Source organism: Pseudoxanthomonas kaohsiungensis (genome assembly GCF_010211765.1).
In the GTDB taxonomy this organism is placed as follows: domain Bacteria; phylum Pseudomonadota; class Gammaproteobacteria; order Xanthomonadales; family Xanthomonadaceae; genus Pseudoxanthomonas; species Pseudoxanthomonas kaohsiungensis.
Genome location: NZ_PDWO01000014.1, coordinates 94919 through 101541, shown reverse-complemented (window position 1 = coordinate 101541; position 6623 = coordinate 94919). Strand labels below are relative to the sequence as shown.

At 71.8% G+C, this 6623-nt stretch carries 7 protein-coding genes; 4 read left to right on the top strand and 3 right to left on the bottom strand.

Annotated features, from left to right (window positions below; all coding sequences use genetic code 11):
* Positions 1–253 precede the first annotated feature (253 nt).
* Positions 254–1255, top strand: coding sequence for a YhdH/YhfP family quinone oxidoreductase (locus tag CSC66_RS14030; protein WP_162378034.1), 1002 nt, complete (start codon positions 254–256; stop codon positions 1253–1255).
* A gap of 775 nt (positions 1256–2030) precedes the next feature.
* Here the strand turns inward: CSC66_RS14030 and CSC66_RS14025 are convergent.
* Positions 2031–2891, bottom strand: coding sequence for a glycoside hydrolase family 16 protein (locus CSC66_RS14025; RefSeq protein WP_162378033.1), 861 nt, complete (start codon positions 2889–2891; stop codon positions 2031–2033).
* A gap of 178 nt (positions 2892–3069) precedes the next feature.
* Between CSC66_RS14025 and CSC66_RS14020 the strand changes: the two genes are divergently transcribed.
* Together CSC66_RS14020 and pilH are read left to right on the top strand one after the other, a co-directional pair.
* A complete protein-coding gene (locus CSC66_RS14020) occupies positions 3070–3891 on the top strand; it encodes a ThuA domain-containing protein (protein ID WP_162378032.1) in 822 nt (273 codons plus the stop codon).
* A 121-nt stretch (positions 3892–4012) separates the two neighbouring features.
* The gene (pilH, locus tag CSC66_RS14015) at positions 4013–4402 is read left to right on the top strand and encodes a twitching motility response regulator PilH (RefSeq protein WP_162378031.1); all 390 of its coding nucleotides are present in this window, start codon (positions 4013–4015) and stop codon (positions 4400–4402) included.
* Between the two features lie 7 nt (positions 4403–4409).
* Here the strand turns inward: pilH and CSC66_RS14010 are convergent, their stop codons facing one another.
* Together CSC66_RS14010 and CSC66_RS14005 are read right to left on the bottom strand one after the other, a co-directional pair.
* The gene (locus CSC66_RS14010) at positions 4410–5300 is read right to left on the bottom strand and encodes a DnaJ C-terminal domain-containing protein (RefSeq protein WP_162378030.1); all 891 of its coding nucleotides are present in this window, start codon (positions 5298–5300) and stop codon (positions 4410–4412) included.
* 181 nt (positions 5301–5481) lie between these two features.
* The gene (locus tag CSC66_RS14005) at positions 5482–5922 is read right to left on the bottom strand and encodes an Hsp20/alpha crystallin family protein (RefSeq protein ID WP_162378029.1); all 441 of its coding nucleotides are present in this window, start codon (positions 5920–5922) and stop codon (positions 5482–5484) included.
* A 168-nt stretch (positions 5923–6090) separates the two neighbouring features.
* Here CSC66_RS14005 and CSC66_RS14000 point away from each other — a divergent pair, with 168 nt between their 5' ends.
* Positions 6091–6570, top strand: coding sequence for a peroxiredoxin (locus CSC66_RS14000; protein WP_162378028.1), 480 nt, complete (start codon positions 6091–6093; stop codon positions 6568–6570).
* Positions 6571–6623: the final 53 nt, after the last annotated feature.

Here is a 6623-nt window from a genome sequence, read left to right as displayed (position 1 = left end):
TTGTCGGCCTCGCGGAGGATCTTGACCATCTGGTCTTCGGTGAATCGGGACTTGCGCATGGGCTCCTCGCTCTGTCGGGAGCCATCCTCTCAACTTTCAACTGGTCCGAAAATCACCCGGCAGGTCAGGGCCACGATATCCAATACGAGGGCGTCGGCCCTGCCCCCCCTCGCTCCCGACCCTTTGCATCTCCCGCCCCACCAGCAAGAATCAGGGCATGCAGCCCGGCCCCCGCCGGGACGGAGCCCGGACCATGGCCAGCGTGCCCGCCACCTTCCCCGCCTTCCGCATCCACAGCGATGACGCCGGCTACCGCGGCGGCATCGAGCCGGTGTCGCTCGACGACCTCGCCCCCGGCGAGGTGGTGGTCAAGGCCGCCTGGTCCTCGGTCAACTACAAGGACGCGCTGGCCGGGACCGGCAAGGGCAAGATCCTGCGCCGCTTCCCGCTGGTCGGCGGGATCGACGTCGCCGGGCACGTGGTCGCCTCCACCGATCCGAAGTTCCGCGAAGGCGATCCGGTGCTGGTCACCGGCTGCGGCCTGAGCGAGACCCGCGACGGCGGCTACGCAGCCTATGCGCGACTGCCGGCCGAGTGGGTGGTCGCGCTGCCGCGCGGGCTGGACCTGCGCCAGGCCATGGTCCTGGGCACCGCCGGCTTCACCGCGGCGCTTGCCCTGTACCGCATGCGCGAGAACCGGCAGCGCCCGGAGCTGGGGCCGCTGGCGGTCACCGGCGCCACCGGCGGCGTCGGCTCGCTGGCGGTGGCGATCTTCAGCCGCGCCGGCTACGAGGTGCATGCGGTCAGCGGCAAGGCCGACCAGGCCGCGTACCTGAAGTCGCTGGGCGCGCGCGAAGTGCTCGGCCGCGATGCGCTGCAGGCCAGCCGCCCGCTCGAGTCGATCCGCTTCGGCGGCGGCCTGGACAACGTCGGCGGGCCGATGCTGGTCAGCCTGCTCGCCCAGACCGCGCCCTACGGCAACGTCGCCGCCGCTGGCCTGGCCGCCACGCCCTCGCTCGACGCGCTGACGGTGATGCCCTTCATCCTGCGCGGGGTGTCGCTGCTCGGCATCGGTTCGGCCGGCACCGCGCGCGACATCCGCGACGACATCTGGGCGCTGCTGGCGGACGAGTGGAAGCCGGCGCAGCTGGACGCGATCTGCACCCGCGAGGCGACCCTGGCCGAGCTGCCGGACGTGTTCGACACGATGCTCGCTGGCGGCTCGCTGGGGCGGACGGTGGTGCGGCTGGACTGAGGGGGCCGCACGCCGGAATCCCGGTCGCGGATGCGGGGTTCCGGGGCCAGCAATCGGCGCCTGGAGCCTCGCGGGCGATGCGCTCCGGCTTATGCGCGACGCTCCGGGGCTTGCGCGCAAGGTTCCGAGGTCTGCGCGCAAGGCAAAAAGCTCCAGCCGCAAGGCTCCCGGCCTTGCGCGCAAGCCTGGAAGCCCGGGCGCAAAGGCTGGAGCCTTGCGATCGCAAGGCAAAAAGCCTCGCGCGCAGGGCTCGACGGCTTGCGCGCAAGGCAGAAAGCCTTGCGGTCGCCCCCGTGGCGGTGCGCGCAAGGCTCCAGGCATTGCAATCGCAAGGCTCCGCGGCTTGTGCGCAAGGGCGCGAGCCTTGTGAATGGGGATTTTTGGCTTGCGCGCCCCCTTCCGGACCTTGCGCGCAAGGCTTTTCGGCTTGCGCGCAACCCTTCCGACATTGCGCGCAAGACTTTCCGGTCTGCGCGCAAGGCTCTGGGGCTTGCGCGCAAGCCACGCAGCCTTGCGTCCGGGGCGGTGACCGGCTGGGTCGGGTTACCGACGACGGTGGCGTTTGCAGGAGCCCCGGCTTGCTGGCGACACGGGGGTCGGAATTCCGGGGGTGTCGCCTGTGCCGACGGCGTCGTGTCGCGGGCGAGCCCGGCTCCTACAAGTGCAGACCCGGGCGTCGGGATTCCGGGGCGTCGCCTGTGCCGAGGGCGTCGTGTCGCGGGCGAGCCCGGCTCCTACAAGGGCCGAGCCGCGATGGGACACGCAGGGGACGCCATCAGGGCTGCAGCAGCGGGTACACCCGCACGTAGTCGACTTCCATCCAGGCCGGAAACGCGGCGTCGTCCACGCCCTGCGCGCCGCCCCAGGTGCCGCCCACGGCGAGGTTCATCAGCAGGTGGAACGGCTGGTCGAACGGCCAGGCATCCGGGCCGGTGCCTTCGTTGGCGAACTCGAACACCGGCGCGTCGTCGATGTAGCCGCGGATCCAGTCCGGGGTCCAGTCCACGCGGTAGCGGTGGAACTTCGTGGCGTGGTCGGCGACGTGCGCCTGCTTGCCGCGCTGGGTCTTGATCGTGTGGTTGTAGGCCTGGGTATGCACGGTCACGTGCACCTGGCCGGGGTCGTGGCCGACGTGCTCCATGATGTCGATCTCGCCCGAATGCGGCCAGCCGCCGTGGCGGTTCTCGGTCGGCAGCATCCACAGTGCGCCCCAGGTGCCGCGCCCGACCGGTAGCCGCGCGCGGAACTCGATGCGCCCGTACTGGAAGTCGCCCTTGCCGCGCGAGACCAGCCGCGCGGAGGTGTAGGTGGTCTTGCCGGCGCGCTTGAAGCGGCGCGCGACGATCGCCAGCACGCCGTCCTCGACGAAGGCGTTGGCCAGCTGGTCGGTGTAGTGCTGCAGCTCCTGGTTGCCCCAGCCCTTGCCGCCGAGGTCGTAGCCCCACTTCGTCGGATCGGGCAGGCCGGGCTGGTCGAACTCGTCCTGCCACGACGGCGTGTCCGCGAACGTCCACGTCCGACCCTGCGTGGGGCGCGCCTCCGCTTCGCCGGCATGGGCCAGCGGCACCGCCAGCGCCAGGAGCGCGACCAGCACCGCCGTGGCCTTGCCCCGGCCCCATCCCGATCCCTCCTCCATCGCGTCCCCCTCCCCTGCCGCGACGATGCGGCGGACCGATTCTAGGCAGCGCGCGCGCCGGTGTCGCCGCGGCGGGGCGAAGCGGGACGGCCCGGCCACGTGCGCCGCCGATCCCGCACCAGCGCCGCGCACACGGGTCCGTCTGGAGAACGCAGCGTGGGCGACTTACCCTGACGGCATGACACGCCTGCATCTTCGCCTGAGCGCCCTCGCCTGCGCCGCCCTGCTCCTCGCCGCCGCCGTGCCCGGCACCGCCACTCCCGTCTCGCCTGCCGCTTCCGCTGCGCCTGCCCCGGCACAATCCGGCTCCGCGTCGCCGCACCCGGCCGCCATCACCCCGCCGCAGGCGATCCTCGTGTTCACCCGCACCCGCGGATGGCGCCATGACTCGATCCCGCAGGCGGTGGACACGCTGCGCGCGCTCGCCGCGCAGGCGGGACTGGATGTGGTCCACAGCGAAGACCCGGAGCTGTTCGAGGACGCCTCGCTGGCGCGCTTCGACGCGGTGGTGTTCGCCAACACCACCGGCGACGTGCTCGATGCCGCGCAGCAGGCGGCATTCCAGCGCTACATCGCCGGCGGCGGCGGCTTCATGGGCGTGCATTCGGCCGCCGACACCCACAAGCAGTGGCCGTGGTACGGCGACCTAGTCGGCGCCTGGTTCAAGAACCATCCGCCGGGGCTGCAGACGGCGCCGGTCCGCTTCGAATCCGGCCGCGGCCCCGGCGGGCTGCAGCGCTGGCAGGTCACCGACGAGCTGTACAACTACCGGCGCAACCCGCGCCCGGCGGTGGAGGTGATCGCCACGGTGGACGAATCGGGCTATGCCGGCGGCACGATGGGCAGCGACCATCCGATCGCCTGGTGCCAAGCCGCGGCAGGTGGGCGCGCCTGGTACACCGGCCTGGGCCACGACCCGGCCCTGTACGCGGACCCCGTGTTCCGCGAGCACCTGCTGCGCGGCCTGCGTTACGCCACCGGCCGGTCGGACGACTGCTAGGCCCCACCCGCCCGCGCAATGTGCGCGCGGTCAAGCTTCGCGGCCACGCGGCAAGGGAGGCTTCCAGCGCCTTCACACAGGCACTACACTCCGGCGTAGGGGAAAACACCGGGGACGCACCATGGCACGCATCCTGATCGTGGACGATTCGCCATCCCAGCTCATGGGGATCCAGCGCATCGTCGAAAAACTGGGGCACCAGACCCTCACCGCCGAAGACGGCGCCGCAGGCGTCGAGGTGGCCAAGGCCGAACTGCCCGACCTGATCCTGATGGACGTGGTGATGCCCAACCTCAACGGGTTCCAGGCCACGCGCACGCTCAGCCGCGAAAGCACCACGCGCGACATCCCGGTGGTGCTGGTCACCACCAAGGACCAGGACACCGACCGCATGTGGGGCATGCGCCAGGGCGCCCGCGCCTACCTGACCAAGCCGTTCTCCGAATCGGACCTGTCGGACGTGATCGGCCGGCTGCTCGGCGACAAAGCGGCCGTGCAGCCGGACGCCTGAGCCACGCTCAGGCGTCGTCGCCGAACGCTTCGGCCAGTTCCCGGTAGGCCTGCCGCTGCGCCTCGCTGGCCGGCGCCGGCGCCTGCACTTCCAGCTCCACGATCTGGTCGCCCGGCTGCGCGCCGGGCAGGCCGCGCCCACGCAGGCGCAGCTTGCGCCCGGCATCGGAACCGGCCGGGATCTTCAGCTCCACCGCGCCGCCCAGGGTGGGCACGCTGACCGTGGTCCCCAGCGCCGCCTGCCAGGCCGGCAGCGGCAGGGTGTAGAGGATGTTGCGGCCGTCCACCTCGAACTGCGGATGGGCCAGGTACTCGATCTCGAGCAGGAGGTTGCCTCCGCCCTGGCCCTGCCCGCCCAGCCGGATCGCCTGGCCGGCGCGGATGCCCTTGGGCACCTTCACCTCGAGCTGGCGGCCGTTGAGGTTGATCCGCACGCTGTCGCCGCGGTAGACCGCTTCCAGCGGCACCGCCAGCTTGGCGCGGGTATCGCCGCGCGGCTGCGGGCCGGCGCCCGGGCGCGGGCCGGCGCCGCGCTGGCGCGCGAACAGGCTCTCGAAGAAGTCGCTGAAGCCGCCGCCCTGGGCGCCGCCGCGGCCGCCCATGTCGCCGAAGATCTCGTCGAAGTCGAAGCCGCCGCCACCGAAACCCTCGGGCGGCGGGTGGAACTCCTGGCCGGGCCGGTAGCCGCGCGCGCGCAGCTGGTCGTAGGCCGCGCGCTTCTGCGGGTCGCGCAGCGCCTCGTAGGCCTCGCCGATCGCCTTGAAGCGGTCCTCGGCGTCGGCCTCCTTGCTCACGTCCGGGTGGTACTTGCGCGCCAGCCGGCGGTAGGCCGACTTGATCTCGGCTTCGCCGGCGCTGGGCTCGACGCCGAGGATCGCGTAATAGTCCTTGAATTCCATCGATTCACCACTGCCAGGCTGCGCCGCCACGCAGGCGTGGCGGCGGAAAGAAAGACGGCCCGCGGCGCAGGCGCCACGGGCCGGATTCTAGGCCTTCGACCGTCGCCGGCGCTAACGCGCCGCGGCGAAGGGGTCCGTCCCGCGTGCGGGACGGACCGGGCGATCGCTGCTCCCGCGGCGCTTACTGCACCTGGATGCGGCGCGGCGTGGCCTGCGGCCGCTTGGGGATGTCGATGCGCAGCACGCCGTGGCGGCCGCTGGCGGTGATGCCGTCGGCGTCGGCGCTGTCGGGCAATGCGAAGCGGCGGTGGAAGGCGCCCCACGCGCGCTCGCGGCGCGAATAGCCCTTGCCTTCCTCGGTTTCCTCGCCGGCGCGCTCGCCCTTGAGGGTGAGGATGCCCTTGTCCATCTGCACCTCGATGTCCTGCGGGTCCACGCCCGGGATGTCGGCGAAGATGACGAAGCGGTCGGACTCCTCGCGGATGTCCACGCGCGGCGCCCACTGGCTGGTCACCACGTCGGACGGATCGGCGCCGGTCTCGCCGAAGAAGCGCTCGAACACCTGGCGGAACTCATCCTGCAGGTGGCGGCCGGAAACGGGGTTGTAGCGGACGATGGCCATGGAGGTCTCCTTGCTCGGGAAAGCCGCGGCGGAACGCGCGGCGATGACCGGGAGATAGGCGCGGCCCGGCGGCTTTCAAGCGCCGCCACGCGGCGGCAACGCGCCGGCGGCTAGACTGTGTTCAGCCACCGGGCGACGCCCGGCCCCCTTCCTTCCAGGAGTACCCCGATGACCATCCAGACCGGCGACCGCATCCCCGAGGTCGTGCTCAAGCGCATCCGCAACGGGGTGGAGAGCGTGGACACGCCGACCCTGTTCGAGGGCCGCAAGGTGCTGCTGTTCGCCGTGCCCGGCGCGTTCACCCCGACCTGCTCGGAGAAGCACCTGCCCGGGTTCATCGCGCGCTTCGAGGATTTCCGCAATCGCGGCATCGAGGTGGTCTGCATGGCGGTCAACGACCCGTTCGTGATGCAGGCCTGGGGCAAGTCGCTGGACGCGCCCGAGGGCCTGCAGCTGGTCTCCGACGGCAACGCCGACCTGGCCAGGGCGCTGGGCCTGGAGATGGACGCCAGCGGCTACGGCATGGGCATCCGCGCGCGCCGCTTCGCACTGTACGCCGAGGACGGCGTCGTGCGCCAGCTGTTCGTCGAGGCCCCGGGCGAGTTCAAGGTGTCCTCGGCCGACTACGTGCTCGAGCACCTCGACTGATCCGGGGCTGCACGGCGCTCAACGCGCGCGCGGCGAATCCACCTGCGGACGCG

Bases quoted from the DNA above. Each gene is read 5' to 3' on its own strand.
- CSC66_RS14030 (WP_162378034.1), top strand. From the start codon at position 254: ATGGCCAGCGTGCCCGCCACCTTCCCCGCCTTCCGCATCCACAGCGAT.
- CSC66_RS14025 (WP_162378033.1), bottom strand. From the start codon at position 2,891: ATGGAGGAGGGATCGGGATGGGGCCGGGGCAAGGCCACGGCGGTGCTG.
- CSC66_RS14020 (WP_162378032.1), top strand. From the start codon at position 3,070: ATGACACGCCTGCATCTTCGCCTGAGCGCCCTCGCCTGCGCCGCCCTG.
- pilH (WP_162378031.1), top strand. From the start codon at position 4,013: ATGGCACGCATCCTGATCGTGGACGATTCGCCATCCCAGCTCATGGGG.
- CSC66_RS14010 (WP_162378030.1), bottom strand. From the start codon at position 5,300: ATGGAATTCAAGGACTATTACGCGATCCTCGGCGTCGAGCCCAGCGCC.
- CSC66_RS14005 (WP_162378029.1), bottom strand. From the start codon at position 5,922: ATGGCCATCGTCCGCTACAACCCCGTTTCCGGCCGCCACCTGCAGGAT.
- CSC66_RS14000 (WP_162378028.1), top strand. From the start codon at position 6,091: ATGACCATCCAGACCGGCGACCGCATCCCCGAGGTCGTGCTCAAGCGC.